Source organism: Bradyrhizobium pachyrhizi (genome assembly GCF_001189245.1).
In the GTDB taxonomy this organism is placed as follows: Bacteria; Pseudomonadota; Alphaproteobacteria; order Rhizobiales; family Xanthobacteraceae; genus Bradyrhizobium; species Bradyrhizobium pachyrhizi.
Window position 1 is genome coordinate 1 of the sequence record NZ_LFIQ01000108.1, and the last position, 26465, is coordinate 26465.

Below are 26465 nucleotides of genomic sequence, written 5' to 3' on the forward strand. Positions count from 1 at the left end.
TAACAGTTGCCGGCCTTCGCCGGGACGACGTCTGGGAAGCACCGTGGACCCTCATTCTCCCCGATGTCATCACCCGCGCATGCGGGCATCCAGTACGCCGCGGCCTCTCGACTCAAGCATTGCGGCTTCTGGAATACTGGATCACCCGCATGCGCGGGTGACGACATCGCGTGGTGAACACTTGAATCGAGAACCATCTTCCTCGTCGTCCTGGCGAAGGCCAGGACCCATTACCCCGAATGCGAATTGCCTCGCAATACTGGGGCCGCGGCCTTTCCCACAACAAAAGTCGGTGGTTATGTATCCAAGCTTTCGCCAGGCCGACATTGGTGATGGCGGTGATCCTATCCCCAACTCATGCGAACACGACATTTTGTCATGAGAGCCGCAGTTGCAATTTTTGCATTGCATCATATGATGACAATAATTCAATCAAATCCCCGGCATTGAAGGGACTCCTGCCATGGCAACCAGCACCGATCCCGTCGTCATCCTCTCCGCCGCCCGCACCCCGCTCGGCCGCTTCATGGGCGAGCTCGCGCCGCTGCCGGCGCACAAGCTCGGCTCGCATGTGATCGGCGCGGCGCTGGAGCGCGCAAGACTCGCGCCCGAGCGCATCGACGAGGTGTTCATGGGCAACGTGCTGCCCGCCGGCCAGGGCCAGGCCCCTGCCCGCCAGGCCGCGCGCGGCGCCAGACTGCCGGATGCCACCGGCGCCACCACCGTCAACAAGGTCTGCGGCTCCGGCATGAAGGCGACCATGCTGGCCCACGACATCATCAAGGCCGGCTCGGCCGAGATCGTGCTGTCCGGCGGCATGGAGAGCATGAGCAATGCGCCGTATCTGTTGCAGAAGGCGCGCGGCGGTTATCGCGCCGGCCACGACCGCATCATCGATCACATGATGATGGACGGGCTCGAGGACGCCTATGAGACCGGCCGCTCGATGGGCGATTTCGGCGAGGCGACCGCGGAGGCCTATCAGTTCACCCGCGCCGACCAGGACGCGTTCGCGATGGAGACGCTGAGCCGGGCCCGCAAGGCGGTCGAGGGCGGCGCCTTCAAGGCCGAGATCGCGCCGATCACGCTCGCCGAGAAGGCCGGGCCGCGCATCGTCGCCAATGACGAGCACCCGCTGAAGGTAGATCCGGCAAAAATCCCCGGCCTGAAGCCGGCATTCCGCGCGGGCGGTACCATCACGCCGGCCGCCTCATCCGCCAATGCCGACGGCGCCGCAGCGCTGATCCTCAGCCGGCGCTCGCTCGCCGATCGCGATGGATTGCCTGTTCTGGCCGAGATCAAGGGCCACGCCACCCACAGCCAGGAGCCGCAGTGGTTCACGACAGCGCCGATCCCGGCGATCAGAAAACTGCTCGACAAGGTCGGCTGGAGCGTCGGCGATGTCGACCTGTTCGAGATCAACGAGGCGTTTGCGGTGGTCGCGATGGCGGCGCAGCGCGACCTCGGCATTCCCAGGGACAGGCTGAACATCAACGGCGGTGCCTGCGCGCTCGGCCATCCGATCGGCGCCACCGGCGCGCGGCTGATCGTGACGCTGCTGCACGCGCTGGAGGCGCAGAACCTGAAGCGCGGCGTTGCCGCGCTGTGCATCGGCGGCGGCGAAGCCACCGCGATCGCCGTCGAGCGGGTCGCGCACTGATCCGGTATGCCGTCATTGCGAGCGACGCGAAGCAATCCATCTCTCCTCGCGAACCGAACGATGGATTGCTTCGTCGCTTCGCTCCTCGCAGTGACGGTTAGTTATGAAAGGCGTCCATGAGGCAATACGACGGCCTGGCGTCTGAGTCCTAAAACGAGGGAACTATGGCATTTTAGCCATGGCTCCCTCGTGCCATATTGCGCATCACGCAAAGCTTTCACCGCAATCGATCCGGAACACAATGATCTCGAACTGGCCTGCTTCCACCCTCGCCCGCCGCAACATCCACTACGGCTGGGTGATGGTGGCCGTGACTTTCCTTGCCGCACTGATCTCGGCCGGCACCGTCGGCGCGCCCGGCGTGTTCATCGTGCCCCTGCAGAAGGAGTTCGGCTGGTCCACCGCCGAGATTTCCTCGGCGCTGTCGATCCGCTTCATCCTGTTCGGGCTGATGGCGCCGTTCGCCGCCGCGCTGATGAACCGCTACGGCCTGCGCAACGTGACGCTGGCGGCGCAGCTGATCGTGGTCGGCGGACTATTGGCCTCGCTCGCCATGACCCAGGTCTGGCAGCTCATCCTGCTGTGGGGTGTCGTGATCGGAATCGGCACCGGGATGACCGCGCTGGTGCTCGGCGCGACCATCGCGGCGCGCTGGTTCGTGGCGCGGCGCGGCCTCGTGGTCGGCATCCTCACCGCAAGCGTCGCGACGGGACAGCTCGCCTTCCTACCGCTCCTGGCGACGCTGACCGAGCGCTACGGCTGGCGTGTCGCGCTTGGGCTGGTCTGCGTCATGCTCGGCGTCGCCGCCTTTGCCGTGCTGATGGTGATGCGCGACCGGCCGAGCGACGTCGGCCTGCGTCCGTTCGGCGACGAGGGAAGCACGCCAATTCCCGCGCCGCCGCCGGCCAATGCGCCGATCGTGGCCGCCGCGCTCGGCACGTTGCGCGACTCCGCGAAGTCCTCGGTGTTCTGGATCCTGTTCGCGACCTTCTTCGTCTGCGGCGCCTCGACCAACGGCCTGGTCCAGGTTCACCTGATCCCGATGTGCCTCGACTACGGCATCCCGCAGGTGCAGGCGGCAAGCCTGCTCGCCGCAATGGGGATCTTCGATTTCTTCGGCACCATCGTCTCGGGCTGGCTGTCGGACCGCTACGACAACCGCTATCTGCTGTTCTGGTATTACGGCCTGCGCGGGCTGTCGCTGCTGTTCCTGCCGTTCTCCGACTTCACATTCTACGGGCTGTCGCTGTTCGCGATGTTCTATGGCCTCGACTGGATCGCGACGGTGCCGCCGACGGTGCGCCTCACCGCGCAGCGCTTCGGCGCCGAGCGCGCCAATCTGGTATTCGGATGGATCTTCGCCGGCCACCAGCTCGGCGCAGGCGCCGCCGCGTTCGGCGCCGGACTGTCGCGCACGATCTATCAGAGCTACCTGCCGGCGTTCTTCATTGCCGGTGCGCTGTGCATCTTTGCCGCGCTGATCGCGCTGGCGATCGCGCGGCCGCAGCCGAAATCGGCGGCGGAGCCGAAGCCGGTCGCGGCCTGAGGCCGCTGCCTGCGCGACGTCCGCCGGTCAGTACGACAGGATGGTGCGCATCCCGAACACCACGCTGTCCTTGATCCGATGCGTTTGCGTCGGATCGTTGGGATCGACGGCGCCGCCGCCGGGATGGGCGATGTATTGAAACATCGGCTGCATGGTGAAATTCGGGTTCACGACGTGCTGGTAGGTGATCTCGAGGATCGCCTCGTAGTCGCGGATCGGATACGGCGTGCCCGTGAAGATCTGGGTGTCGCGGTCGAGCGCGCGTGCGGCGTCGGAAATCCTGGCATAGATCGCGGCGATGCCGAACCGATCGTCCGGATACGCCTCGCTGAAGCCGGTGAACAGGAAGCCGCCGTCGACATAGGTGCTGATCAGGTTGCGGTCCGACGGGCTGACCGAGGCGCGCATGAAGAACGCAACGCCCTTGTCAGCGTCCGGCCTGGCGCGCGCAAGCAGCTGCTCATAGACCATGAAGATGCCGTTGTCCCGCCGCAGCCATCGCGTGTCGCCGGAGCTGTCGGGATCGGCGAGCGAGAGCCCGTCGGCCGAGAAGCGCTGGTCGGCGAACGAGCCCATGTGATACCAGGCGCCGCCGGTGATGGTCGCCGGCAGCCTGCTCTCGCCGATCTCGAACTTGTATTTGAGCTGGCCGATCCACCATGGCGGATCGTTGACCCGGAAATTGAGCCCGTGGGCGTTCAATATCTGCGGGTCGTCCATGCCCTGCGGCGGCGAAGCCGAACCGTCGAACAGGGCCAGATAGGCGGTGATGCGGTCGGACAGATTGGCCTTGAACCGGATGCCGGGCACGGCAAGTGGCGGCGACGGTCCGCCGGCCGGCAGAATGGTGCCGACAATGCCGGGCCAGCCGAGCGCCGAATTGATGAAGATGTCGTCGTACTGGCTGTCGATGAACTCGACGTCCGAGCCCTGCTGGCCGACGCGCACCGAGAGTTTGCCGCCGAGCAGCTTCTGCTCGATCCAGGATTCATAGAGCCGCGTCGCCGGCAGCGACTCGACGCCGGACACCAGGAACAGGTTGCCGACATAGCTCCGCGACAGCCCGTCGCCGTGGATCTGGTACATGTTGGCGTGGAAGGTCGCACCGGTCCAGCCCATCGCCTTCTCGAGGTCGATGGTGGTACCGAGATCGAGACGGCCGGTATAGGCCGCGCCGTTGCTGACACCGCCGGAGACGTTGGAAAACCCCTCACCGATATAGGTCAGGCTGAACTGGTAGCCGGCCTCCTCGAGTGCAGCCCGCGTATCAGCAATCCGCTCGGCGATCGGCTTGTCTTCGGCATTCGCCGGCGCGCCGAGCGCAAGGGCCGCGGCCACCAACATCGCGCGGGAAAGAACTCTGCACATCGGGAATGCCGCGGTGCGCTCGCACTATTTGACGATGCCGAGCCGCCGCATCAGCAGATAAGCCAGCAGCGCCGACCCAATCAGAAGGCCGGCCGCGACCAGGAACCCGCTGTCGACGTCGGTCAACGGCAATCCCTTGGTGTTCATGCCGAAGATGCCGGTGACGAGCGTCGGCGGCAGCAGCATCATGGTGACGACGGACAAGGCGTGGAGATGCTTGTTGCTCTCCTCCTCGAGCTTGAAGCGCAGCTCCTCCTCGAGCAGGCGGCTGCGCTCGTGCAGTTCGACGATGTCGTGGTCGAGACCGTCGAGCCGCTGCGCGAGCTTGCCGGCCTGCAGCCGCAGCGCCGGGCTGAGATTGTCGGTGTTCTTCTGCTCGAGCCGGTGAAACAGCACGCGCAGGCCGGCGAGCTGGCGATGCAGGCGCACACAGGTGCGGCGCATCCGGCTCAGATTCTTGCGCAGCTCCGATCCGGTATCCTCGGCGAGCACCCGCTCCTCGATCGCATCGATATCGGTGCCGATCTTGTCCGTCATGCGGTCCATGGTGTCGGCGATCTCGTCGACGATCTTTTCCAATAGCGCCGCGACGCTGCCGACGCGATGGCCGCCCTCGAGCACGCGGCGCGTCGCATCGGCGGAGCACAGCGCCTGATGGCGGCCGCTGACCAGGAGGCGTTCGGTCATCGCAAAGCGGAGAAAGCCGGTCTCCCGGGTCGCGGCGTCGATATCCCGCACCAGATCGGAAAACACGCCGTAGACGCAATTGTCGACGACGTGGATCTGCTGGAAATTGTCATTCGACAGCAGCAGGTCCCGCGCGAGCTGCGGGATGTGCATGTTGGCAAGCCATGCCCGGGTGCGGACGTCGGTCAGGTTGAAGTGCAGCCACAGCCTTCCGTCATGGCTCGGCTCGATCGGCGCATCGATCGGAAGCGCCTCGGCACGGCCGTCGTGATGCAGGCGGAACGCCCAGACCAGACCGGGGACCGCCTCACGGGTCAGCAGCGACCCTGCCGGAGCGGGAGGTGGATCAGCCAGCATGGCCCGCCCCCAAGGCAATCGGTAACGCAACCGCGCGAAATGACATGTTCAAGACCTCGCCCACGCGCAACGCTGAGCAAGCGCGTCCCCTCGACGCAACATAGGAGGACGCGCCTGTTACAGTTTTATGTCAGCGACCGCCCTACTCGGCCGCAAGACCGGTCGGCGCCGCCGCTTCCGCGGCCTCCTTGTTGTAGTCGTGCACGACGCGGCCGAACGGCAGCGTCAGGTCGGCGAGGAAGTGATGCGCGCCGACGACACGCTTGACCGGGAAATCGGCGACCGGTGCATTGACGTGCGGCACCAAATGCAGCCGGCCGGGTCCGATCCAGGAGCCCTTGACGACGATGTCGGTCAGGTTGATCGCGACCAGCTGGCAGACCTCGAGATGGCCGTCGACGCCGGGGATCATCTTCAGATTAACTTGCGTCTTCGACAGCGTCGCGCGGGTGACGTCGCCATTGCCCGCCATGCTCTCGTGCTTGTAGCCCATCGTGCCCATCGCAACGAGCTGGCCGGCATATTCCAGCGTGCCGGTCAGCGTGTCCTTGACGATCTCGAGCTTCGGATGAGCGTACTTCTTCGGAAAGCCCCAGATCTCGCGGCCGGCCGCGATCGGCGGATCATCGTCGAGATACATCTGGCAGACGAAGTTGACCTCCTCGCCATGCAGGCGCGCGGGGATCACGAGGCCGGACTCGGTGTAGCTGCCGAAGCCGGAGCTGTCGGGCATCTTGATCCATTCGTAATGCACGATCGCCCGCTCGATCGGCTCCAGTGGCTCGGGCAGGCCGGCGCGGATCAACTCCGGATCGGTCTCATAGGTGATGACGAGGAATTCGCGATCGATGAAGCGATACGGACCGGCGGGATAGCTCGGGCCGGCGGCCGGCATCGACGGAAGCTTGAGCAGATCTTCCCTGCGCATCGCAAATAACCTCGTGTTTGAAAAGTTTGCGCGAAAGCTAGCGGCCGAGATTGACAGCGATGTGAGGAATTTCCGTCAGGTACATGACCGCGGTTGCGCTTGCGTGACTCGCGTTTCGTTGATGAGGCGAATGCTAACCATGCAGGCGGGCATGCCGGATGCGCCGAGCGCGGGCGTTGCATTTGTCATCACGGCGTCATCGGCGCGCTGAATTCTCGCCGCAAATTCTGGAGTGTCTGATATGGACGCGCGAACGCCGCATTTCGACGATATCGATCACGCGACACCGGGCTGGCGTCCGGAAGGCTGCGATCGCGTGGCTCTGGTCCTGCAGGGCGGCGGCGCGCTCGGTGCCTATCAGGCTGGCGTCTATCAGGCGCTCCATGAATCCAACATCGAGCCCGATTGGGTGTGCGGCGTCTCGATCGGCGCAATCAACTCGGCTATCATCGCCGGCAATCCGCCCGAAAAGCGGCTCGAGCGGCTGCACACGTTCTGGGATCGCATCACCAGCCGCAAGATCTGGCACTACACGCCGGACGGCGACGTCTTCCGCAAGGCCCGCAACCTCACCAGCTCATGGCTGACGACGACGCTCGGACAACCCGGCTTCTTCACCCCGCATCAGAGCAATCCGTGGTTCAGCCCGGCCGGCGCGCGCACCGCCACCAGCTACTACGACACCACGCCGCTGCGCGAGTCGTTGCTTGAGTTGGTCGATTTCGACCGCATCAATTCCAAGAAGATACGCTTCGCGGTCGGCGCAGTGAACGTGCTCTCCGGCAACTTCATCTATTTCGACAATGCCCATGACGAGATCATCCCCGAGCACATCATGGCGAGCGGCGCGCTGCCCCCGGCGCTGCCGATGGTGAAGGTCGGTACCGATCATTTCTGGGACGGCGGCATCGTGTCCAACACGCCGCTGCAGCATCTGCTCGACCAGGAAGACAACATGAATTCGCTGGTGTTCCAGGTCGACCTATTCTCGGCGCGCGGCGCGCTGCCGCGCGACATCCAGGACGTGATGGCCCGGCACAAGGACATCATGTATTCGTCGCGCCCCCGCTACAACACCGACGTCTATCGCAAGACCTACAATCTGCGCACCGCCCTGCACAACGCGCTGGGAAAAATCCCCGACGGTCAGCTCTCGGACGAGGAGCGCCAGCTCAAGAAGGCAAACGCCCGGCTGCCGGGCATCACGTTGTTGCAGCTGATCTATCAGCAGAAGGCCTATGAGGGCGACGCCAAGGACCACGAATTCTCCGGCACCTCGATGCGCGAGCATTGGGTGAGCGGGCACGAGGACACCAAGCGCTCGCTGAAGCGGCGCGAATGGATCAAGATGCCCGAGAACGGCATGGGCATCGTGATCCACGACGTGCATCGGGAGAGTGAATAAGACATGTCGTTCCGGGGCATGCGAAGCATGAACCCGGAACCTCGAGATTCCGGGTTCGGTCCTGCGGGCCGCCCCGGAATGACGGCGTGAAAGCCTTACGGCCGCGTCGACATGTTGCTCGGCGGCCCGGCCTTGCGGATCGGTTCGGCGAGACGCGCGAACTCGCAGAGCAGCGAGCGCGTCTTGCGCGGATCGATCACCTCCTCGACCCAGAACTTCTCGGCCGAGCGGAACGGCGAGCGCAGCTTGTTGAGGCGATCCTCGATCTCGCGCAGCTTGGCCGCGGGATCGGCGGCCGCATCGATCTCGGCGCGATAGGCCGCCTCGATGCCACCCTCCAGCGGTAGCGAGCCCCAATATGCCGACGGCCACGCGTAACGCATCGAGAAGCGGTTGGCCGGCTGATGCACCACGCCGGCGACGCCGAAGGCGTTGCGGATGATGATGGTGCACCACGGCACCGTGCTCTGGTTGACCGCCGCCATCGCCCGCACGCCATGGCGGATGGTCGCCGTCTTCTCCGCCTCGAGCCCGATCATGAAGCCCGGGCAATCCATCAGGTAGACCACCGGCAGATGGAAAGTCTCGGCGAAGTCGACCCAGCGCACCACCTTCTGGCAGGCGTCCGCGGTCCACGAGCCGCCATAGTGGAAGGGATCGCTGGCGAGCAGCAGCACCGACCTGCCCTCGATCCGCGCCAATCCGGTGATGATCGGGCGGCCGAAATTGGTGCCGACCTCGAAGAACGAGCCCTTGTCGACGACGGCATCGATGATCGGCCGCATCTTGTAGACCTGCCGGCGGTTGCGCGGCACGGCCTTGAGCAGCGATTCCTCGGCACGCTCCGGATCGTCGGTGCAGGGAATGGTCGGCGGCAGGTCGTAGACCGACGGCGGCAGATAGGACAGGAAGCGCCGCGCGTAGTCGAACGCCTCCTCTTCGGTCTCGACGGCCTGGTCGATGGCGCCGGCGCGGGTCTGGATGTCGGCGCCGCCGAGCTCCTGCTTGGTCAGATCCTGACCCAGGCGCTTCACCACCGGCGGGCCGGCGACGAACATCGCGGAGCTCTTGGTCATGACAGAGTAATGCGTGGCGGCAAGCCGCGCGGCACCGAGGCCCGCGACCGAGCCGAGCCCGAGACCGACCACCGGCACGCGGGCCAGGTTGGCGGTCGTGTACCAGTACCAGCGCGTGCCGCCGACGCCGCCGGGCAGATTGGCCGCGCCCCTGGTCTCGATCGTCTTCACCGAGCCGCCGCCGCCGGAGCCCTCGATCACGCGAACGATCGGCAGGCGGAAGTCGTGCGCCATCTCCTCCGCCATCAACGGCTTGGCGGAAATCGATGCATCCGCCGAGCCGCCGCGCACGGTGAAGTCGTCTCCGACCACGACGACGGTGCGGCCGTCGACCCTGGCGCGGCCGAACACGCAGTTCGCCGGCGTCAGGTGCTTGAGTTCGTTGCTCTCGTCATATTCGGCGATGCCGGAGATGGCACCGACCTCGTGAAAGCTGTTCTGGTCGACGAGCTTGTCGATGCGCTCACGAACCGTGAGCCGGCCCTGGTCGCGTTGCCGCTTGACCTTGTCAACGCCTCCCATCTCCCGCGCGAACGCTTCGCGGCGGGCGAGGTCGTCGAGTTCCGGCTTCCAGTTCATTCACTGCTCCCGTCTTGATGATTTTGTTGTTGTTATGGGCGGTCACCGGAAGCGACTTGCGTTCGATCCGATTGCTGAAGATGTCGCCGTCGGCGCCTTCGAGCAGGCTGCCGAGTGCGGCCGCGAGCTCGACCATTTGCGGCGCCACCTCGCGATGCAGCCGCGCCTCGTCATACATCGCCGAGAGCAGGCCGATCGTGGTGACCACATAGGTCTGGTACTGCGGCGACCACAGCGGCACCGCGACGCCGTTGATGTGCGGGCTCCACAGGCCGCAGGCGACGACGTAGCCGTGCTCCTGCAAATGCCGGCGGTTGGCCTCGATGCGCGGCGTCAGCATCTTGGCGCTGTCGGGCAACTCGCCTTCCATCTCCGCGATCAGCGCGTCGCCGACCGCGGGATCGAGCGCGGCCGTGTAGGCGTGGCCGGCCGCGGTGGTCGCCATCGAGATCCGGCTGCCGGTGGCCTCATGCAGGCCGAGCGCGTTCGCCGCGCGGGCGAACTCCAGATAGACCAGGTGAAAGCGGTCGGGGATGACGAAGCCCACCGTGCCGGGCAACTGATCGGCGACATCCTGCAGGCGCAGCCGGATCAGATTGCGCAGCTGCAGCCCCTTCATCATCGTGGTGCTCATCGCGACCGCGCTCGGGCCGATGCGATATTTCTGGTCGCGCGGCAGATAGACGAGCTGTCCCATCCGCGTCAGCGTGTGCGTCAGCCGCGACACCGTCGAACGCGGCAAACCGCAGCGGTTCGAGATCTCGAGATTGCCGAGCCGGGCCTCGTGTCCCTCGAAGCACCGCAACACGTCGAAGGCGCGCGACACCACCTGGATGACATCGCCATCGCCTGTCTCGCTGGCGAGCATTCCCTGCCTGCTAAGCCGTTCCGAGCGCCTTCCCATCTGCTTGGCTCCATTCCGTCCTGCGGAATAAAATTCCACTTGCAGAAGAAGCTACCTCAGGCAATCTGCCGCCACAACAAAAAGCCGTTCGCCGGATGAAATTTCCGCAAGACGGTATCGGAGAGTGGAATGCCAGAGATCAAGGTTGTGACCGAAGTTGCCGGGCGCGTTTGCGCGCTTCCTGTCGAGACCGGCAGCAGCATCGGCGATGGCGACGAGATTGCGTTCGTCGAAGCGATGAAGATGGAAATACCGGTCACGTCGACTGCAGCAGGCAAAATCAAGTCGATTCTGGTCAAGATCGACGATGTCATCGCCGAAGGCCAGGCGGTCGCGATCGTCGAGACCTGAGATCCCGTCCTTCCAGTCCAGCCGCGACAATCTGTCCGGTGATGCAGCGGCCGAAATCGCCGGCTTGCGCCGGAGGTAGCGTTGCCATCGCCGGATCACGATGCAATCATCCCGCCCGGAAAAGTTTCGCACAGCGAAACAAAGGGAGGAATTATGATCCATCGGCTGATGGCGCTCGCGCCTGCCGCACTTGCCGGCATTTCGATCTTCGCTGCCCTGCCCGCCTCGGCCGAGGACATCAAGCTGCCGCCGACCATGGCGGTGACCGCCTACGACACCGGCACCGCCGGCTTCAACATCGCGGTCGGCGTCGGCAAGATGATGAAGGACAAATACGGCACCGACGTCCGCGTGCTGCCGGCCGGCAATGACGTCGCGCGGCTCGCGCCCCTGCGCGCCAAGCGCGCGGTCTCCTCGGCGATGGGATCGGGTACCTATTTCGCGCAGGAAGGCGTGTTCGAGTTCGGCGCCAAGGAGTGGGGCCCGCAGCCGCTGCAGCTCATGCTGTCGTCGGTCGACTGCAATTGCGGCGCGCTCGGCGTGGCGGCCGATGCCGGCGTCAAGGAAATGAAGGACCTTCGCGGCAAGCGCGTCGGCTTCGTGGTCGGCTCGCCGGCGCTGAACCAGAACTCGCTCGCGATGCTCGCGTTCGGCGGCCTCACCCAGAAGGATGTCAAGATCGTCGAGTTCGCAAGCTACGGCGCGATGTGGAAAGGCCTGATCAACAACGACACCGATGCCGCCTTCGGCACCACGATCACCGGCCCCGCCAAGGAAGCCGAGACCTCGCCGCGCGGCCTGATGTGGCCGCCGCTGCCCGCCGACGACAAGGAAGGCTGGGCACGGGTGAAAAAGGTCGGCTCGTTCTTCTTCCCGCAAACCGCGACATGCGGCGCCGGCATCTCGCCGGACAAGCCGATTCAGCTCGGCAATTACCCCTACCCGATCTTCGTCGCCTATGCGGCGCAGCCGGTCGACCAGATCTATGCGATCACCAAGGCGATGATCGTCAACTACGACGCCTACAAGGATTCAGCGCCCGGCGCCGCCGGGCTCGGCGCCGACCGGCAGACCAAGAACTGGGTCGTTCCCGTGCATCCCGGAGCGGTGAAGGCGCTCAAGGAAACCGGCCACTGGAGCGACGAACAGGAGGCGCACAACAACGCGCTTTACAAGCGCCAGGAGGTGCTCGCCGCCGCCTGGACGGATTACGGCAAGTCGAACCCGCCGTCGGACGACAAGGCCTTCCTCGATGGCTGGATGAAGGCGCGCGCCGCCGCGCTTGCGAAAGCCAATATGCCCAACGGCTTTGAGTGAGACCCGCCAACGCGCGATGAGATCGGGTTAATCGTCATCGCGCTTCAGCCCGTTTGAGCATGGTGCTTCCGGAAAACCGCTTCGCACTTTTCCGGATCATGCTCTAGGTTATGGGCAAAACGGACAACATTGGGGGATGCGTAATGCCCGAGAACGCCGCGGCTGCGCCTGCGAAAAGAATCGAGTTTGAAGATCCGCATGCCGGTCTCGACAATCTGCAGGAGGCCGAGGTCACGCGCGTGCGCACCCTGCGCGGGGTGTGGCGCTGGGCGCTGGTGGTCGCAACCGCCGCAACCATCCTGCTCTGCATCAACCAGCAATTCTCGCTGCGCTTCTTCATCGACTACACCCAGCTCAACACCGAATATTTCTATCTCTTGATCGCGCTGATGCTGCCCTTCACTTTCCTGATTTTCCCCGGATCGGAGCGTGCGCCGCTGAACCGCATTCCCTGGTATGATCTCGCGCTCGCCGTCGCGACCTTCGCTGCCTCGATCTGGCTGATGCTGAACGTTCGCAAGGCGGCGCAATACGGCTGGGAGTCCGACGGCGCCCCCAGGAACGTCATCATTGCCGGCCTCGTGATGTGGGTGATGCTGATGGAGGCGCTGCGCCGGACCGGCGGCTGGAGCCTCCTGCTCAGCGTGCTGCCCTTCACGGTCTATCCGCTGTTCGCCGAGGCCAGCTGGCTCGGCCCGTTCCGCGGCTCGCAGCTCACGCTCGACCAGACCACGGCCTACCACGTGCTGTCGGGCGAGAGCCTGCTCGGCATTCCGATCCAGGCTTTCGCCGACACCGTGATCGGCTTCCTGGTGTTCGGCACCGCGCTGATGATGACCGGCGCCGGAAAATTCTTCATCAACCTCGCCTTCGCGCTGTGCGGCACGTTCCGCGGCGGCGCCGCCAAGGTCTGCATCTTCGCGTCCGGCCTGCTCGGCATGATGTCGGGCTCGATCGTCTCCAACGTGCTGACCGCCGGCACCATGACGATCCCGGTCATGAAGAAGAGCGGCTTCCGCGCCTCCTATGCCGGCGCGATCGAGGCCTGCGCCTCCACCGGCGCCGTGCTGGCGCCGCCGGTGATGGGCGCCACCGCGTTCGTGATCGCGCAGTTCCTCAATATCAGCTACGCGGAGGTCGCGGTGGCCGCGATCGTCCCTGCGGCGCTCTACTATGTCGGCCTGTTCATGCAGGTCGATTCCTACGCCGCACGCCACGGGCTGAAGGGCATTCCGCGCGCCGAGCTGCCGCGCGTGATGGATACGATCAAGGACGGCTGGTACTACGTCTTCGTGATCGCGCTCCTGATCGTGATGCTGCTGTATTTCAAGCGCGAAAGCCACGCGCCGTTCTACGCCACCGCGCTGCTGCTGGTGCTGAACCAGATCTTCTCCAAGGAGAGCCGCTGGACGCTCGGGACGATCGGAAAATTCCTCGAGGTCAATGGCCGTACCTTCGTCGAGCTGGTCGGCATCCTCGCCGGTTGCGGTCTCCTGATCGGGGCGTTCTCGATGACCGGCGTGGTCTCGAGCCTCGCCAACGATCTGTTGACGCTTGCGGGCGACAACGCGTTCCTGCTGCTCGTGATGTGCGCCTTCACCAGCCTGATCCTCGGCCTCGGGCTGACCACCACCGCCTGCTACATCTTCCTCGCCATCCTGGTCGCGCCCGCGCTGGAGAAGCTCGGGCTGAACCGGATGGCGGTGCACATGTTCATCTTCTATTGGGGCATGCTGTCGTCGATCACGCCGCCGGTGGCGATCGCCTCCTTCGCCGCCGCCGGCATCGCCGGCTCGCCCGCGATGAAGACCGGGTGGGAATCGATGTGGGTCGGCAGCATCATCTATTTCATCCCCTTCTTCTTCGTGCTGAACCCGGCATTGGTGATGCAGGGCCCGAGCCCCTATCTCGCCGGCCTCGGCCTGATGGCGCTCGCGGCGTGCGGCACCCTGTTCATCTGCGGCGGCATCCAGGGCTATCAGGCCTTCGTCGGCGACCTCCGCGGCGCCGGTGCCCTGGAATGGCCGCTCCGGGTGCTGCTGGTGATCGGCGGCTTCGTGCTCGCGACGCCTGGCGGCGGCATCAACCCGCTGTCGCAGCTGCAGGTATCGCTGCTGGGGGTCGCGATCCTCGCCCCGACGGTGCTGATCGCGTTGCTGCTGGTCCGCCGTCAGGCGCTGGTTCCGAACCAGTTGCGCGCGCCCTGATTGCGATGCACAACAGGAGGCGATGAAACGATCGCCTCCTCCCGTCACCGCCACCACCACGGCCTGGTCCAGCTCGAAGCCGCCGCTGCTGCGGTTTCTGCACACTTGTCACGCAGACTTCCTGCCGGAGGCCACCGGCGCGGTGGCCGACTACATCCCCGAGCTCGGCAAGGCCGACCCTACCCATTTCGGCATCAGCCTGGCGACGCTCGACGGCCACGTCTACGAGGTCGGCGACACCAGGGTGCCGTTCACCATCCAGTCGATGTCGAAGCCGTTCGTGTTCGCGCTGGCGCTGGACACGCTGGGCGCCGAACGAGTGGAAAGCGTGATCGGCGTCGAGCCATCCGGCGACCCCTTCAACTCGATCCGGCTCAATGCCGAGAACCATCCGTTCAATGCGATGGTCAATGCCGGCGCGATCGCCTGCTCCGGTCTGCTCCACGCCGACAAGGGCGACGGCGCGTTCGAGTTTATCCGCCAGGCACTCGGCCGCTTCGCCGGGCGTGAGCTCGATGTCGACGAGGCGGTCTACGCCTCCGAGAGCGCCACCGGCGACCGCAACCGGGCGATCGGTTATCTCCTGCGCACCAACAGCGTGATCACCGAGAATGTGCCTGCGGTGCTCGACGTCTATTTCCGGCAATGCTCTATCCTGGTCACCGCGCGCGACACCGCCGTGATGGCGGCGACGCTCGCCAATCGCGGCATCAATCCGCTGACCGAGGAGCAAGTCGTGACGCCCTACGCGATCGCGCGCACGCTGTCGGTGATGACCTCGTCGGGCATGTACGACTATGCCGGCGAATGGATCTACCGCGTCGGCATTCCCGCCAAGAGCGGGGTCGGCGGCGGCATTCTGGCGGCACTGCCGGCGCGGCTCGGGCTCGGCAGCTATTCGCCGAAGCTCGACAAGCACGGCAACAGCGTGCGCGGCATCAAGGTGTGCGAGACGTTGTCGGCGCATTACGACCTGCATATGCTGAACCGCAGCGACGACGCGCGCCACAGCATCATCGCCGACTACAATATCGGCAAGAACCCGTCGCGGCGGGTGCGCCGGCCGCAGGAGCAGGAGATCCTGGCAAGGCACTTCCAGGAAGTTCGCGTGATCGAGCTGGTCGGCACCCTGTCGCTCTCCAATGTCGACTATGTCTCGCGCCGCCTCGCCGGCAGCCCGCGGCCGGAATTCGTGATCTTCGACCTGCGCCGCGTCACCGCGACGACCCGCGCCGGCGCAAGGCTGGTGGCCGAGGCCTTCCAGGAGCTCGCCGAGCTCGGCGTCACCGTGATCCTGTCCGGCATCAAGCGGACCTCGCGCGAATGGGCCACGATCAGCGAGTGGACCAGGCGGCTCGGCAATATCAGGGATTTCTATCTGCTCGACACCGCGATCGAGTGGGCCGAGGACCAGATCGTCTACCGCTATGGCGGCTCGATCGACTTCCTCGAGACCACGGAGCTTGCCGAGCAGCCGCTGCTCGCCGGATTGAGCGAAGCCGAGATCGCCGATCTCACCGCGCTCTGCACGGTCCGGACCTACCAGCAGAATGAAAAGGTCATCGCCGCGGGCGGTGAGGCCACCTCGCTGTTCTTCCTGCGCAGCGGCGTGGTCCACGTCACCCTGCCGGACGGCATCCGGCTCGCGACGCTGACTGCCGGCATGGCTTTCGGCGAGATGGCGCTCCTGGAGCCGACACGCTCCGCGGACGTGCTCGCTGACATGTCGGCGACCGCCTATGAGGTCGCGATCAGGGATTTCGAACGCTTCCGCGAGCAGCACCCGCGCGCCGGCGAGCGGATCATGCGCAACCTCGCGCAGATCCTCGCCGATCGGCTGATCGTGGCGAATGCCAAGGTCGATCTGCTGACGTCGGGCTAATTCTTCACCCTCTCCCCGCCCTTCGCGGGGAGAGGGTTGGGGTGAGGGGCTGCATCCGCAAAATAACTTCGAGTCAGACTCGCGGAGATTCCCCCTCACCCGGACCGCATTCCGCTTCGCTGCATGCGCTCCGGCCTCTCCCCGCAGGCGGGGCGAGGCGAAGGACTCCGCGACGCGATCCGCTCAGCTCACCACTTCCGTCACCGGCTGCATGTCGATTTCGAACGTCTCGAGGAATTTCGACGTCATGATGTAGAAGCCGACCGAGAGCTGCAGCTCGATCAGCGCGGCCGGCGTCAGCTTCGCCGCGATCGTCTTGAAGGTCGCGTCGGTCGGCTTCTTCAGCTTGACGATCTCGTCGGTGAAGGCGAGCGCCGCGCGCTGCACCTCGTTGAAGCAGGTCGCGGACTGCCAATCCTCGAGCGCGGCGTTCTGCTCGTCGGTGACGCCGACATTCTTGCCGATCCGCTTGTGCGCGACGATCTCGTAGGGCGCCTCGCAGAGAATGCCGGTGCGCGTGATTGCCAGCTCGCGCACGACGGGATCGAGCTCGCCCTTGTGGCGGATCGCGCCGCCGAGCCGGCAATACTGCTCAAAGTAGCTTGGCGAATGCGCCATCATGCGAAAGATGTTGGCGTTGCGGTTCTTGTCGAGGATCTCGCGGGTCCGCGGGTTTGCCTTCGCGGGATCGGAGTAGTCGATACGGGCCATTTCCTAACCTTGATCTTGCTGTCGTTTCTGTCGGGTTCCGAAACACTAGAGCCTTTTCCGTTCCGATGAAATCGGAACGTGGCTCTAGATCCTTGTTTTGACGCGTTTTCTTCACGCGAACCGGTATCCACTTCGCTCGAAAACGCTCCGTACGGGCCGCTGTCGCAGGAGCAACACGCGCGAGTCAAATTGCCGCCGCATTCCCAGACAACGCTGTCACAGTCGATATTCGCTGAGTGGGGACTCGTCAAAAGCGAATACTCGACGCGGGGTGTTCCGAGTAAAAAATCCGGCCGTCTTGCGCGCAATTTGCGCAACGATGAGTCACGCCCAAGTCTAGGGGAAACGCATGAAGGAAGCCACCAAGAGGGCGGCCTCGGAAGCGCTTGCGCAAATGCTGGCGGTGACGGCGATGCTCGTCATCGCCAGCGTCATCTTTTATTGGCACTAGTATCCGCAAACTATGAGGGGCAAGAGCGAACCTGTTCAGCCTGGTCTCGCGTTCTGACTGGATCGTTCAGCCCCTCATTTCGTCTTTGCGAAATACGGAACCAATCTCCCCGCGAATTGCGTGAAGCGCGCCGCGACCTTGTCACCGATGGCGAGGTCGTTGTCGCCATGGGCCATCATGCGAAAGCCCTCGTCGGCATCGACAAGCACGATATTGTATGGCACGTGCGCCCGCGTCTCCGGCGTCGCGGCGCGGCAGACCAGCGAGGTCGCATACACCGTCCCTGCCCCGCTCGCGCGACGCTCGGCAAGATCCGGCGAACCGCATGCGGCGCAAAAGCTGCGGCGGAAATATTGCCGCGCGCCGCAGCCCTTGCAGGTCTGGTAGACGATGGCTTCAGTGCCCTTGGTCCAGTCCACGATCCGTCCGCTCATCGCACGCGCTCCAGGAACATGCTGACATGTGACGACAGCACCCCGCCATCGCCGTGCAGCAGCGCCACCGAGGCGTCGCGCACCTGACGATTTTCGGCGCGCCCGGTCATCTGCAGATGGGTCTCGACCAGATGCGCCATCGCGCCGCCGACGCCGCAATGGCCGTAGCTGAGCAGGCCGCCATGGGTGTTGAGCGGCATCTCGCCATCCTGATTGAAATAGCCGGCACGCACCCGCGCCGCCGCCTCACCGCGCCCGGCAAGGCCGAGATCCTCCAGCAGCATCGCGAGCGTGATCGTGAAGCTGTCGTAGACCGCGGCGTAGTGCACGTCCGAGATCGCGACGCCCGCCGCCTGCTTCGCTTTCGCGATCGAAATCTCGGCGCCGAGTTCGCTCAGCGCAGGCGCGGCGGTGACATGCTGATGGGTGTGCGCCTGGGCGCAGCCGCGGACACGGACCCGCCGCTCGCCGGTCGGCTCGCGGCTGATCACGCAGGCCGCGCCGCCATCCGACACCGGACAGCAGTCGAGCAATTTGAGCGGCATCGCCACGGGCTTGGAGGCCATCACGTCGGCAACAGTGATCGGCTCGTGGAATTGCGCGCCGGGATGCGTCAGCGCGTGCTTGCGCATCAGCACCGCGAACTCGGCAAGGTCTTCCTGCGTGAGGCCGTATTCATGCATGTAGCGCGTCGCGACCAGGCCGTAATAGGCCGGGATCGTCGGCCCCAGCGTCACCTCGTAATCGGGATGCCCGACCTGGGCCAGCGCCTGGATCGAGGCGTCGCGGCTCTGCCCGGTCAGCCGGTTCTCGCCGCCGACCACCAGCACATGTTTTGCAACACCGGCGTCGACCAGGTGATGCGCCAGCATGGTCATCGCAAGCCCGGTGGCGCCGCCGACCTGCACGGCGTGCGCGTAAGACGGGCGAATGCCGAAGTGCTCGGCGAATACCGTGGCCAGCATGATATGCGGCGAGACCGTGGAGTAGCCGCAGAGGATGCCGTCGATGTCGGAGCGCTTCAGCCCGGCATCCGAGATCGCAAGCCCGGCCGCCTTGCTCATCAGGTCGAGCGAGGACAGGCCCTCATGCTTGCCGTAGGACGTGAGGCCGACGCCGGTGACGAAGCTCATCGTGTCTCTACCTTCTCCATCGTCATTCCGGGATGGTCCGAAGGACCAGACCCGGAATCTCGAAATTCCGGGCTCGATGCTTCGCATCGCCCCGGAATGACGCCGTGGGAACTTCCTATCATCAATACGACTTCGGAAGGCCGAGCACCTTCTCGCCGATGAAGCTGAGGATCAGCTGCGGACTGATCGGCGCGATGCGCGGGATCAGCGATTCCCGCAAGTAACGCTCGACGTGATACTCCTTGGCGTAGCCGAAGCCGCCATGGGTCATCACCGCCTGCTCGCAGGCGCGGAAGCCGGCTTCCGCCGCGAGATATTTTGCGGAGTTGGCCGCGGGGCCGCAGGGCAGGTTCTGGTCATACTGCCAGCCGGCGCGCAGCACCATCAGCCAGGCAGCCTCCAGTTCCATCCAGCACTTCGCCAGCGGATGCTGAATCGCCTGGTTCATGCCGATCGGCCGATTGAACACGATGCGGCCCTTGGCGTATTCCGACGCCCGCTTCAGCGCGATCTGGCCGAGGCCGACGGCTTCGGCCGCGATCAGGATGCGTTCCGGATTCATGCCATGCAGGATGTATTCGAAGCCGCGGCCTTCCTCGCCGATGCGGTCTTCGACCGGGATCTCGAAATTCTCGAAGAACAGCTCGTTGGAATCGACCGGCTTGCGGCCCATCTTCTCGATCTCGTGCACGGTGACGCGCTTGCGGTCGAAATCGGTGTAGAACAGGCTGAGGCCATGGGTCGGGCTGCGCACTTCCTCCAGCGGCGTGGTGCGCGCGAGCAGCAGGATCTTGTTGGCGACCTGCGCGGTCGAGATCCACACCTTCTGGCCGTTGACGATGTATTTGTCGCCCTGCCGCACCGCGCGGGTCTTGAGCTGCGTGGTGTTGAGGCCGGTGTTGGGCTCGGTCACCGCGAAGCAGGACTTGTCGCGACCGTCGATGATCGGCGGCAACATGCGCTGGCACTGCTCCCTGGTGCCGAACACCACCACCGGATTGAGCCCGAACACGTTCATATGCACCGCGGACGCGCCGGACATGCCGGCGCCGGATTCGGAGATGGTGCGCATCATGATCGCGGCATCGGTGATGCCGAGCCCGGAGCCGCCATACTCCTCGGGAATGCAGATGCCGAGCCAGCCGGCATCGGCCAGCGCGCGGTGGAAGTCGGACGGATAGCCGCCCTCCTTGTCCTTCTTCAGCCAGTAGGCCTCGTCGAAGCGCGAGCAGATCTTGGCGACGGCATCGCGGATCGATTCCTGGTTGGCGGAGAGTGCGAAATCCATCTGTCGTGCTCCTATGCCTGCACCGCTTTGGCCGCGCCGTCGCGCACCATCGCCGCGATCTCCTCGGTGGAGAAACCTGCCTCCTGCAAAATCTCCGCGCTGTGCTCGCCGAGCCGCGGCGCCAGCCGGCTCGGCTCGACCTTGGTCTCCGACCACCGTGCCGACGGCGTCATGCTGCGGATCCGGCCCTCGGTCGGGTGATCGACCACGGGGAAGACGCCGGTCGCGACCATATGAGGGTCCTCCAGCAGGCTTTCGAGATCGTGCATCGGCATCACCGGCACGTCGGCCTTTTCGAGGATCTCGTTCCACTCGGCCGTCGTCTTGGTCTGCAGGATGCGCGCGAGCTCGGCGTAGACGACATCGATATTGGTGGCGCGGCCGGCGAAGGTCGCGAATTTCGGATCGCTGCGCAGATCGTCGCGGCCGGTCGCCTTGAAGAAATTTTCCCACTGCTTGTCGTTGTAGACGATCACGCAGATATAGCCGTCGAGCGTCTTGTAAGGCCGCCGGTCCGGCGACAGATGCCGCGCATAGCCGCCCTTGTCGAGTGGCGGGTCGTAGGTCAGGCCGCCCATGTGATCGCCCATGACGAAGCCGGCCATGGTCTCGAACATCGGAATGTCGACGCGCTGGCCCTGCCCGGTACGGTCGCGATGCACGAGGCTCGCACAGATCGCGCCGACCGCGGTGAGGCCGACGATGCGATCGACCAGCGCATTCGGTACGTAGCGCGGCACGCCGTCCGAGGTTTGCGCCATCAGCGCCGGCAGCGCGGTCGCGCCCTGGATCAGATCGTCATAGGCGGGCTTGGCGGCATAAGGTCCCTCCTGGCCGAAGCCGAACACGCCGGCGTAGATCAGCCGAGGGTTGACCTTGGAAACGACGTCATAGCCGAGCTGCAGCCGCGCCATCGCCTGCGGCCGCACATTGTAGACCAGCACGTCGGCCTTCGCGATCAGCCGCAGCACCGCCTCGCGCCCCGCCGGCTTCTTCAGATCGAGGCAGACCGAGCGCTTGCTGCGGTTGGTGTTGAGGAACACCGGTCCCATGCCGGGATGCCGCGTCGGACCGATCTGCCGCGTCACGTCGCCATCGGGCGATTCCACCTTGATGACGTCGGCGCCGTAATCGCCCAGCATCTGCGTGGCGTAGGGTCCCATCAGCACGGTCGTCATGTCGACGACCTTGATACCCTGCAGTGGTCCCATCGTCCTGTTCGCTCCCGGATGTCGTGGTTATGGAGCTAGTAACGGGAGCTTTTCAAAGAGATCAAGCTGCGCCGGGCGTATGGGCGTATGCATGGCTGCGGCCGGGCCGCTTCCGTGCGGCGGAACGCAAGGTGGGCAAAACGAAGTGGATTCACCGCCGCCCTTATGCCGGCTACTGCCCCGTCATCACCTCGCGCGCCTTCAGGAGCTTTTCCAGTTCCGCATTCTGCTGCTCGAGCCGCTCGGCGATGCGCTCCTCGACTTCGGCGCCGGCTGCGCCTGCGGCCTGCTCGATCAGCTGCCTGATATTGTCCCGGAGGATCGCGATGCGATCGTTCACTTCCGACAGCGACAGAGACGTCTCGATTCCCATGGTCCGTTCTCCCGGTGACAAGCACAGGCAGCTTAGCGCGGCGGGAGGCGGCGGCCTATCCCTTAACCGCTTTAGCGACCCCAATCCCTACTGTGCATGGGGTTGTTTTCGATGTTTTCGATTCAACCCAGCCTCGCCGCGATTTAGCCCATGCCTTTGGCCAGCATCTCCCGCAGCGCGGTCTTCAGCACTTTGCCATAATTGTTCTTCGGCAGTGCACCGAGATAGACATAGCGCTTGGGCCGCTTGAAGCGGGCGATCGAGGCAAGGCAATGCGCGTCGAGCTTGCCGTCGTCGGCGGCGGCGCCGTCCGCGAGCACGACGCAGGCGACAACGATCTCGCCCCACTCCGGATCCGGCACGCCGATGGCCGAGACCTCGCGGACATCGGGATGGGTCAGCAGGGCTTCCTCGACCTCGCGCGGATAGATGTTGGTGCCGCCGGAGATGATTACGTCCTTGGAGCGGTCCGACAGCGTGAGGAAGCCGTCGGCATCGAGCCGGCCGACATCGCCGGTGCGCAGCCAGCCGTCCTTCAATGTCTCGGCGTTGGCCTTCGGATTGTTCCAGTAGCCGAGCATCACGGTCGCGCCCTTGACCTCGATCTCGCCGGTCTCCCCGGCAGGCAGCGGGTTGCCGTCCTTGTCGGTGATGCGCACGGTGACGACGCTCTGCGCCAGCCCGACCGAAGCCAGCCGTTCGAGATAGCGCGGATGATCGCTTTGGGCGTGCCAGCCGCGCGACAGCGCCGTGATGGTCATCGGCGACTCGCCCTGGCCGTAGATCTGCACGAAGCGCTGGCCCATCGTCGCCATCGCATCGGTGATGTCGGCCGTGTACATCGGACCGCCGCCATAGACGATGGTGCGCAGCCCCTCGCCGTTCTCGCCGCGCTTCTTCGCGGCATCGACCAGGCGGCGCACCATCGTCGGGGCCGCGAACATCACGACATTGTCGAGCTGGCGGCCGAGGTTGAGCACCTCATCCGGATCGAAGCCGCCGGACTCCGGCACGACGTGGCGACCGCCCATCCGGACGTGCGGGAAATTGTAGAGGCCGGCGCCATGCGAGATCGGCGCGGCATAGAGCGAGGCATCCTGCGGCGTCGCCGGATCGACGTCGGCGAGATAGCACAGCGACATCGCGACCAGATTGCCGTGGCTGAGCATCACGCCCTTGGGACGGCCGGTGGTGCCCGATGTGTAGAACAGCCAGGCGAGATCGTTGCTCTCGCGCGGCAGCGGCGCAGGTGGCCCCTCGCCGCCTCGCATCGTCTTGTAAGCGTCGCTGTCGACCGACAGCGTGGTCATGCCGGCGGGGCAGTCGTCCTTCGCCTCGTTCAACGCACCGATCGTGTCATCGGAGACGAAGGCGAGCTTGGCGCCGCCATTGCCGCAGATCCACGCCGCCTCGCGGCCGTGCAGCTTGGCGTTGATCGGGATCGCGGCGGCGCCGATCCACCAGATGCCGTAGAGGCATTCGAGATACTGCGTGCAGTTCGACGCAAACAGCGCGATGCGGTCGCCCGCGGCAATGCCGTGATCACGCGCCAGCGCCGCCCCGATCGAGGCGGCGCGGCGGGCAAAGGTGGCGTAGTCGGCGTCGAGATCGAAACCGGTCAGCAGCGCCGGCGCGTCGGGACGCGCCCGTGCCGTCGCCGCCAGCCATTCGGCAATGTTCAAGCTACTTCGCCGGCTCGAGGATCGAGACGTAGTTGGCGACTGCGGCGCCGCCCATGTTGAAGATGCCGCCGATCTGCGGGTTCTTGAGCTGCATGCCCTCGGGCGCCTGCCCCGTGAGCTGCATCGCGCTCATCACATGCATGGAGACGCCGGTGGCGCCGATCGGGTGACCCTTGGCCTTGAGGCCGCCGGACGGATTGACCGGCAGCTTGCCGTCCTTCTGGGTCCAGCCTTCCATGATCGCGCGCGCGCCCTGTCCCTTCGGCGTCAGGCCCATCGCTTCATATTCGATCAGTTCGGCGACGGTGAAGCAGTCATGGGTCTCGACGAAGGACAGATCGGAGAGCTGCAAGCCGGCCTTCTGCAGCGCACGCTGCCAGGCGGTGGTGCAGCCTTCGAACTGCAGGATGTCGCGCTTGGACATCGGCAGGAAATCCTGTGCATGCGCGGTGGCGCGGATGTTCACCGCCTTGCCCATGGTCTTGGCGGTCTCGGCGTCGGTCAGCACCAGCGCGGCGGCGCCGTCCGAGACCAGCGAGCAGTCGGTACGCTTCAAGGGACCGGCGACGAACGGGTTCTTGTCGCTCTCGGCGCGGCAGAACTCGAAGCCGAAATCCTTGCGCATCTGCGCATAGGGATTGGCGACGCCGTTCTTGTGGTTCTTGGCGGCGATCATCGCCAGCGCATCCGACTGGTCGCCGTATTTCTGGAAATAGGCCTGCGCAATCTTGCCGAACACGCCGGCGAAGCCGCCGACCGTGTCGCCGTCCTCGGGCAGATACGACGCCTTGAGCAGGTTCTTGCCGATCTCCGGGCCCGGCGTCCTCGTCATCTGCTCGACGCCGACCACCAGCACGATCTTCGCAGCGCCCGCCTCGATGGCGCGGATGCCCTGATGCACGGCGGCCGATCCGGTGGCGCAGGCATTCTCGACCCGGGTGGTCGGCTTGAAGCGCAGCGCCGGATTGGCCTGCAGCACCAGCGAGGCCGTAAAATCCTGGGGCGAGAAGCCGGCGTTGAAATGGCCGAGCATGATCTCGTCGACATCGGACGCGGCGATGCCGGCGTCAGCCAGCGCCTCGTTGGCGACCTTGACCACGAGACCCTCGACGGTCTCCGCGTCGAATTTTCCGAATGGCGTGTGCGCCCAACCCACGATGCTGGCGGTCATGGCTGTATCTCCCTGTTCCTGTTCGGAGGGTTATGTAGCGTATCTTCAGGCGGCTTTCAGCGTTTTCATCGCCGTCGCGCACATGGCCGTTATGCCGGCCCAATTGCCGGCGCGGATATCGGCCGCCGGGCACAGCCAGGAACCGCCGACCGCCAGTACATTCGGCTCGGCGAGCCAGGTCGCCGCATTGGCCTCACTGACCCCGCCGGTCGGGCACACCCTGACCTGCGGAAATGGTCCGGCCAGAGCCCGCAGTGCCTTGATACCGCCCGCCTGCTCGGCCGGGAAGAATTTGACGACGTCGAAGCCGTGGGCCAGCGCCTGCATCAGCTCGGAGGCGGTCGCGATCCCCGGCGCGAACGGCAGCCGGCTTGCGGCTGCCGCCGTCAACAGCTCGGGCGTCGCACCCGGGCTGATGCCGAATTTGGCGCCCAGCGCCTCGGCGCGCGCCAGGTCGTCACCATTAAGGATCGTGCCGATCCCGACGATCGCCTCCGGCACACCGGCGATGATGGCCCTAGCCGCGTCGACCGCGACCGCCGTCCGCAGCGTCACCTCGAGCGTCCGCACGCCTCCGGCGACCAGCGCCTTCGCAAGCGGCACCGCGTCCTCGAGCCGCTCGATGGTCAGCACCGGGATCACGGTGGCCTGGCGGATCAGCTCGGCGATCTGGTCCTGCTTCGATGTCGTTGTCATTGCGAGGCCTTGCGGGATGGTGGGAGACGAAGCGCCTTTTTCGGCGGCATGGCGTAGCGCGGAATGATCGCGCCGGGATAGCACACCACGACCCCGGCCAGCCGATGGCCGGCGCGCGCCGCCTCCTCGGGCTCGGCGCCGCCGAGCCGGGCGGCGAGATAGGCGGCGGCAAAGCTGTCGCCTGCCGCGGTGGTATCGACGACCGGCTTGGTAAGCTGCTCCGCCTTCACCTCGCGCGTTCCGCCGGCCGAGCGCACGATGCAGGCCGGCTCGGCGAGCTTCAGCACCACCTCGGGGCTCGAGATACCCGCCAGCAGCGCCGTGTTGCTCTCGCCGGGATAAAGCGGCGCCAGATCCTCGGTCGAGGCAAGCACGATATCGGCCGTCTCGAACGCGCTGCTGAAGGCCTTCCGCGCGATGTTCAGGTCCGGCCAGCCGCGGGCGCGGAAATTGGTGTCGAACGCGAACCGCGTCCCCAGCAGCCGCGCACGCTTCAGCGCCGCCAGCAATCGCTCCCGCCCATCCTCGCGCAGGATCGAGAGCGTGATCGCCGAGAGATAGACGACGTCATAGGTCGCGAGTGAGTTCAGGATGTCTTCCGTTTCGGGCAGATCCATCAGGTCGCGGGCGGCGGCGCTGTCACGCCAGTGGAAGAAGCGCCGCTCGCCCTTGTCGTCGGTCTGGATCAGGTAGAGGCCGGGCAGCTTGCCCGCCGATCGCACGACATGCTTGGTCCCGATGCCTTCGCTCGCCCAGCCCGCGATCATCTCATCGCTCAGGGCATCATCGCCGAGCGCCGTGAAGTAATCGACGTGGATGCCGAGCCGGGACAGATAGACCGCGGTGTTGAGCGTGTCGCCACCATAGGAGCGCGAATACAGCCCGCCGAGCTGGCCGCCAGGGGCCTGGCGCAGCTCGATCATGCATTCGCCGATGCTGGCAACTCTGGTCATCTCGAGCGCCGCGCTAGAGCGCGATGAAGCTTGGTTGAATCATCATCGCGCCTTAGCCCCTTGTCTGAGCATGATCTCCGCGCAAACGCGTTCCG

General features: G+C 65.3%; 22 protein-coding genes. 7 read left to right on the plus strand and 15 right to left on the minus strand.

Annotated features, from left to right (window positions below):
- Nucleotides 1-463: 463 nt before the first annotated feature.
- Nucleotides 464-1660 carry an acetyl-CoA C-acyltransferase gene (locus AKL29_RS27565; RefSeq protein ID WP_028335011.1) on the plus strand — a complete coding sequence of 399 codons (1197 nt, stop codon included), beginning with the start codon at nucleotides 464-466 and terminating at the stop codon, nucleotides 1658-1660.
- 241 nt (nucleotides 1661-1901) lie between these two features.
- On the plus strand, nucleotides 1902-3206 hold the full coding sequence (locus AKL29_RS27570) for an MFS transporter (protein WP_050386341.1): 1305 nt from the start codon (nucleotides 1902-1904) through the stop codon (nucleotides 3204-3206).
- Nucleotides 3207-3233: 27 nt separating this feature from the next.
- On the opposite strand, the gene AKL29_RS27575 is transcribed toward AKL29_RS27570, so the two are convergent.
- The 3 genes from AKL29_RS27575 to AKL29_RS27585 form a co-directional block, all read right to left on the minus strand.
- Nucleotides 3234-4550, minus strand: a complete 1317-nt coding sequence (locus tag AKL29_RS27575) for a carbohydrate porin (RefSeq protein WP_050386342.1) — start codon at nucleotides 4548-4550, stop codon at nucleotides 3234-3236.
- A gap of 48 nt (nucleotides 4551-4598) precedes the next feature.
- Entirely contained in the window at nucleotides 4599-5618 is a 1020-nt protein-coding gene (locus tag AKL29_RS27580; RefSeq protein ID WP_050386343.1) for a transporter, read from the minus strand.
- Nucleotides 5619-5760: 142 nt separating this feature from the next.
- Complete coding sequence (locus tag AKL29_RS27585; protein ID WP_050386344.1) at nucleotides 5761-6546, minus strand: acetoacetate decarboxylase; 786 nt, start codon at nucleotides 6544-6546, stop codon at nucleotides 5761-5763.
- Between the two features lie 241 nt (nucleotides 6547-6787).
- Between AKL29_RS27585 and AKL29_RS27590 the strand changes: the two genes are divergently transcribed.
- On the plus strand, nucleotides 6788-7951 hold the full coding sequence (locus AKL29_RS27590; protein ID WP_050386345.1) for a patatin-like phospholipase family protein: 1164 nt from the start codon (nucleotides 6788-6790) through the stop codon (nucleotides 7949-7951).
- Between the two features lie 95 nt (nucleotides 7952-8046).
- Here AKL29_RS27590 and AKL29_RS27595 read toward each other — a convergent pair whose 3' ends face one another.
- Both AKL29_RS27595 and AKL29_RS27600 read right to left on the minus strand, forming a co-directional pair.
- Nucleotides 8047-9606: an acyl-CoA carboxylase subunit beta gene (locus tag AKL29_RS27595; protein ID WP_050386346.1), complete on the minus strand. Its 1560-nt coding sequence runs from the start codon at nucleotides 9604-9606 to the stop codon at nucleotides 8047-8049.
- Nucleotides 9536-10510, minus strand: coding sequence for an IclR family transcriptional regulator (locus AKL29_RS27600; protein WP_028335005.1), 975 nt, complete (start codon nucleotides 10508-10510; stop codon nucleotides 9536-9538). Before AKL29_RS27600 ends, AKL29_RS27595 begins: the two co-directional genes overlap by 71 nt.
- Before the next feature lie 129 nt (nucleotides 10511-10639).
- Here AKL29_RS27600 and AKL29_RS27605 point away from each other — a divergent pair, with 129 nt between their 5' ends.
- The 4 genes from AKL29_RS27605 (at nucleotide 10640) to glsA (ending at nucleotide 16267) form a co-directional block, all read left to right on the plus strand.
- Entirely contained in the window at nucleotides 10640-10861 is a 222-nt protein-coding gene (locus AKL29_RS27605) for an acyl-CoA carboxylase biotin carboxyl carrier protein subunit (protein ID WP_050386347.1), read from the plus strand.
- Between the two features lie 153 nt (nucleotides 10862-11014).
- Entirely contained in the window at nucleotides 11015-12178 is a 1164-nt protein-coding gene (locus AKL29_RS27610; protein ID WP_050386348.1) for a TAXI family TRAP transporter solute-binding subunit, read from the plus strand.
- 143 nt (nucleotides 12179-12321) lie between these two features.
- On the plus strand, nucleotides 12322-14385 hold the full coding sequence (locus AKL29_RS27615; RefSeq protein WP_050386349.1) for a TRAP transporter permease: 2064 nt from the start codon (nucleotides 12322-12324) through the stop codon (nucleotides 14383-14385).
- A gap of 22 nt (nucleotides 14386-14407) precedes the next feature.
- The gene (gene glsA, locus AKL29_RS27620; RefSeq protein ID WP_050386350.1) at nucleotides 14408-16267 is read left to right on the plus strand and encodes a glutaminase A; all 1860 of its coding nucleotides are present in this window, start codon (nucleotides 14408-14410) and stop codon (nucleotides 16265-16267) included.
- 183 nt (nucleotides 16268-16450) lie between these two features.
- Here the strand turns inward: glsA and AKL29_RS27625 are convergent, their stop codons facing one another.
- The 10 genes from AKL29_RS27625 to AKL29_RS27670 all read right to left on the minus strand — a co-directional run bounded on the left by AKL29_RS27625 (nucleotide 16451) and on the right by AKL29_RS27670 (nucleotide 26370).
- A complete protein-coding gene (locus tag AKL29_RS27625; protein ID WP_028335000.1) occupies nucleotides 16451-16978 on the minus strand; it encodes a carboxymuconolactone decarboxylase family protein in 528 nt (175 codons plus the stop codon).
- Between the two features lie 525 nt (nucleotides 16979-17503).
- Nucleotides 17504-17863 carry a Zn-ribbon domain-containing OB-fold protein gene (locus AKL29_RS27630; protein WP_050386351.1) on the minus strand — a complete coding sequence of 120 codons (360 nt, stop codon included), beginning with the start codon at nucleotides 17861-17863 and terminating at the stop codon, nucleotides 17504-17506.
- On the minus strand, nucleotides 17860-18996 hold the full coding sequence (locus tag AKL29_RS27635) for a thiolase family protein (protein ID WP_050386352.1): 1137 nt from the start codon (nucleotides 18994-18996) through the stop codon (nucleotides 17860-17862). Before AKL29_RS27635 ends, AKL29_RS27630 begins: the two co-directional genes overlap by 4 nt.
- A gap of 121 nt (nucleotides 18997-19117) precedes the next feature.
- Nucleotides 19118-20284, minus strand: a complete 1167-nt coding sequence (locus tag AKL29_RS27640; RefSeq protein ID WP_050386353.1) for an acyl-CoA dehydrogenase family protein — start codon at nucleotides 20282-20284, stop codon at nucleotides 19118-19120.
- Between the two features lie 11 nt (nucleotides 20285-20295).
- Nucleotides 20296-21495 carry a CaiB/BaiF CoA transferase family protein gene (locus tag AKL29_RS27645; protein ID WP_028334996.1) on the minus strand — a complete coding sequence of 400 codons (1200 nt, stop codon included), beginning with the start codon at nucleotides 21493-21495 and terminating at the stop codon, nucleotides 20296-20298.
- 172 nt (nucleotides 21496-21667) lie between these two features.
- Nucleotides 21668-21868, minus strand: coding sequence for a hypothetical protein (locus AKL29_RS27650; RefSeq protein WP_028334995.1), 201 nt, complete (start codon nucleotides 21866-21868; stop codon nucleotides 21668-21670).
- Between the two features lie 143 nt (nucleotides 21869-22011).
- Nucleotides 22012-23550 carry a class I adenylate-forming enzyme family protein gene (locus AKL29_RS27655; protein WP_050386354.1) on the minus strand — a complete coding sequence of 513 codons (1539 nt, stop codon included), beginning with the start codon at nucleotides 23548-23550 and terminating at the stop codon, nucleotides 22012-22014.
- Nucleotide 23551: 1 nt separating this feature from the next.
- Entirely contained in the window at nucleotides 23552-24721 is a 1170-nt protein-coding gene (locus AKL29_RS27660) for an acetyl-CoA acetyltransferase (RefSeq protein ID WP_050386355.1), read from the minus strand.
- Nucleotides 24722-24766: 45 nt separating this feature from the next.
- Nucleotides 24767-25417, minus strand: coding sequence for a bifunctional 4-hydroxy-2-oxoglutarate aldolase/2-dehydro-3-deoxy-phosphogluconate aldolase (gene eda / locus AKL29_RS27665; RefSeq protein WP_050386356.1), 651 nt, complete (start codon nucleotides 25415-25417; stop codon nucleotides 24767-24769).
- Nucleotides 25414-26370, minus strand: coding sequence for a sugar kinase (locus tag AKL29_RS27670; RefSeq protein WP_050386357.1), 957 nt, complete (start codon nucleotides 26368-26370; stop codon nucleotides 25414-25416). Before AKL29_RS27670 ends, eda begins: the two co-directional genes overlap by 4 nt.
- Nucleotides 26371-26465: the final 95 nt, after the last annotated feature.

Bases quoted from the DNA above. Each gene is read 5' to 3' on its own strand.
- AKL29_RS27565 (WP_028335011.1), top strand. From the start codon at position 464: ATGGCAACCAGCACCGATCCCGTCGTCATCCTCTCCGCCGCCCGCACC.
- AKL29_RS27570 (WP_050386341.1), top strand. From the start codon at position 1,902: ATGATCTCGAACTGGCCTGCTTCCACCCTCGCCCGCCGCAACATCCAC.
- AKL29_RS27575 (WP_050386342.1), bottom strand. From the start codon at position 4,550: ATGTTGGTGGCCGCGGCCCTTGCGCTCGGCGCGCCGGCGAATGCCGAA.
- AKL29_RS27580 (WP_050386343.1), bottom strand. From the start codon at position 5,618: ATGCTGGCTGATCCACCTCCCGCTCCGGCAGGGTCGCTGCTGACCCGT.
- AKL29_RS27585 (WP_050386344.1), bottom strand. From the start codon at position 6,546: ATGCGCAGGGAAGATCTGCTCAAGCTTCCGTCGATGCCGGCCGCCGGC.
- AKL29_RS27590 (WP_050386345.1), top strand. From the start codon at position 6,788: ATGGACGCGCGAACGCCGCATTTCGACGATATCGATCACGCGACACCG.
- AKL29_RS27595 (WP_050386346.1), bottom strand. From the start codon at position 9,606: ATGAACTGGAAGCCGGAACTCGACGACCTCGCCCGCCGCGAAGCGTTC.
- AKL29_RS27600 (WP_028335005.1), bottom strand. From the start codon at position 10,510: ATGGGAAGGCGCTCGGAACGGCTTAGCAGGCAGGGAATGCTCGCCAGC.
- AKL29_RS27605 (WP_050386347.1), top strand. From the start codon at position 10,640: ATGCCAGAGATCAAGGTTGTGACCGAAGTTGCCGGGCGCGTTTGCGCG.
- AKL29_RS27610 (WP_050386348.1), top strand. From the start codon at position 11,015: ATGATCCATCGGCTGATGGCGCTCGCGCCTGCCGCACTTGCCGGCATT.
- AKL29_RS27615 (WP_050386349.1), top strand. From the start codon at position 12,322: ATGCCCGAGAACGCCGCGGCTGCGCCTGCGAAAAGAATCGAGTTTGAA.
- glsA (WP_050386350.1), top strand. From the start codon at position 14,408: ATGAAACGATCGCCTCCTCCCGTCACCGCCACCACCACGGCCTGGTCC.
- AKL29_RS27625 (WP_028335000.1), bottom strand. From the start codon at position 16,978: ATGGCCCGTATCGACTACTCCGATCCCGCGAAGGCAAACCCGCGGACC.
- AKL29_RS27630 (WP_050386351.1), bottom strand. From the start codon at position 17,863: ATGAGCGGACGGATCGTGGACTGGACCAAGGGCACTGAAGCCATCGTC.
- AKL29_RS27635 (WP_050386352.1), bottom strand. From the start codon at position 18,996: ATGAGCTTCGTCACCGGCGTCGGCCTCACGTCCTACGGCAAGCATGAG.
- AKL29_RS27640 (WP_050386353.1), bottom strand. From the start codon at position 20,284: ATGGATTTCGCACTCTCCGCCAACCAGGAATCGATCCGCGATGCCGTC.
- AKL29_RS27645 (WP_028334996.1), bottom strand. From the start codon at position 21,495: ATGGGACCACTGCAGGGTATCAAGGTCGTCGACATGACGACCGTGCTG.
- AKL29_RS27650 (WP_028334995.1), bottom strand. From the start codon at position 21,868: ATGGGAATCGAGACGTCTCTGTCGCTGTCGGAAGTGAACGATCGCATC.
- AKL29_RS27660 (WP_050386355.1), bottom strand. From the start codon at position 24,721: ATGACCGCCAGCATCGTGGGTTGGGCGCACACGCCATTCGGAAAATTC.
- eda (WP_050386356.1), bottom strand. From the start codon at position 25,417: ATGACAACGACATCGAAGCAGGACCAGATCGCCGAGCTGATCCGCCAG.
- AKL29_RS27670 (WP_050386357.1), bottom strand. From the start codon at position 26,370: ATGACCAGAGTTGCCAGCATCGGCGAATGCATGATCGAGCTGCGCCAG.